Source organism: Amycolatopsis pithecellobii (assembly GCF_009707865.1).
In the GTDB taxonomy this organism is placed as follows: domain Bacteria; phylum Actinomycetota; class Actinomycetes; order Mycobacteriales; family Pseudonocardiaceae; genus Amycolatopsis_E; species Amycolatopsis_E pithecellobii.
In genome coordinates this window covers 1-1,748 of record NZ_WMBA01000140.1, presented here as the reverse complement: position 1 = coordinate 1,748, position 1,748 = coordinate 1, and the positions used below count along the sequence as shown (strand labels likewise).

The 1,748-nt window shown below is 66.9% G+C and carries 2 protein-coding genes; one reads left to right on the top strand and one right to left on the bottom strand.

Annotated features, from left to right (window positions below):
* The first annotated feature begins 343 nt into the window (after positions 1-343).
* Positions 344-1,144, top strand: a complete 801-nt coding sequence (locus GKO32_RS37780; protein ID WP_154761705.1) for an SDR family NAD(P)-dependent oxidoreductase — start codon at positions 344-346, stop codon at positions 1,142-1,144.
* 11 nt (positions 1,145-1,155) lie between these two features.
* Here the strand turns inward: GKO32_RS37780 and GKO32_RS37775 are convergent.
* On the bottom strand, positions 1,156-1,748 hold a 593-nt coding region (locus tag GKO32_RS37775; protein WP_154761704.1), incomplete at its 5' end, for a TetR/AcrR family transcriptional regulator.

Here is a 1,748-nt window from a genome sequence, read left to right as displayed (position 1 = left end):
CGCCGCCAGCAACCCGAAGATCGCGAAAACGAAATACTCCAGCACCGTGCCCAACGACGCGGCAAACCCCGCCCGCCGCTCCATCCCCCGACTCTTCACCACAGCCACCTGAGGCGGCCTCGACGACGTCGGCTCGGCCAATTCGCTCATCTTGTTCTCCTCGATGCTGCTCGGTCCGGATTCCCGGGTGCCGAGAGATGACAAGGGTCACCACTGTAAGCCGATTCAACTCATGTGTCCAGTAGATGACTCAAGCGTTGATTAGCGTTCAGGGTGCCGGTACGGTCGGGTCGACGTGCTCCGGTCAGGTCCGGTCAGGTCCGGTCAGTGAGGAGAACCGCGGATGCGAGGGCTCGACGGCAAAGTGGCCATGGTGGTCGGCGCGGGCTCCGGGATCGGGCGGGCCGCCGCTCGCCGCCTGGCCGAGGAGGGCGCGATCGTGGCCGCCTTGGACGTTCACGAAGCCGCGGCCGGCGAGACGGTGGACGAGATCGAGGGAATGGGCAGGCATGGCTTGGCCTTGCGCGCCGATGCGACCTCGCCCGAGGAGGTGACGCGAGCCGTCGGACAGGCGGTCTCAAGCTTCGGCGGCGTCGATATCCTCGTCAATTCGGTCGCTCGCGTGCCGCGAAAATCCATGTACGACATCACGTTCACGGAATGGCGGGCGACGGTCGACGACTGCCTGCACAGTTATTTCGTCACCACGAAGGCGGCGTTGCCGCAGCTGATTTCCCGTGGTGGCGGCAAAATCGTGAACATCTGCTCGGTCACCGCGCATGTCGGGGCCCAGCTGCCGGCATATTCGGCGGCCAAGGGAGCGATTCTCGCGTGGTCGCGGGAAATCGCCGTCGAGTTCGCGCATCACAAGATCAACGTGAATACTGTCAGTCCGGGGGTGATCGAGACGCCCATCAACGCCGGGATCCTCGGCGCCGATGCGGCGCGGACCCGGGCGCTCGACGCGATTCCCTTGCGGCGGCTCGGCCGGCCGGAGGACGTGGCCGCTGCGATCGCGTTCCTCGCATCGTCCGATGCGGACTTCATCAGCGGCGCGGACTTCGTCGTCGACGGAGCGATGATCGCGTCGACATCGTGGGGCAACGCGGGGGTGGCCTGGCGGTCCTCCGAGGGAACAGGTTGACGGGATGCCCGTCAGGAGACCTGGTCGCGGTTGAGGGCCTGATCCAGCTGGTCGAGCTGCTCGCGGAGAGCGGCGACCATGCTGCGCGGGCTCACCACGGCGCTTTCGCGGCGCTCGGCCCGCTGCAAGCCGGCCACCGCCATCTCCGCCAGTTGGTCCGCGACAGTGTCCAGCGGGGTCTCGCCATCGGGGTGATACCACCAGGCGGCCCAGTTGCAGATACCCCAGACACCGAACGCCGCGACCTGCGGTTCGACCGGCCGGAACTCGCCGGCGTCGATGCCCTCCTCGATCACCGATACGACGGCGTCGAGCGCGGCCCGCCTGCCCTCGTTGAACTTCTTGGCGCTCGCCGGGGACAGGTCCGCCTCCGACTTGACCAGGAGCAGGAAACGATCCCGGTTGCTCGTCACCCAGACCACGATGTGCCGGGCCATGGCGTGCAGGCGGGCGACGACATCGAGCTCCGATCGGGCCGCGATCTTGTTCAGATCGTGGGCGGGGCCGCTGGTCGCCTCCACGATGAGCCGGTCGAGCAGCTCGTCCTTGCTCTTGAAGTAGTAGTAGAGCGCCGGACGCTTGAGGCCCATCGCCTCGGCGATGT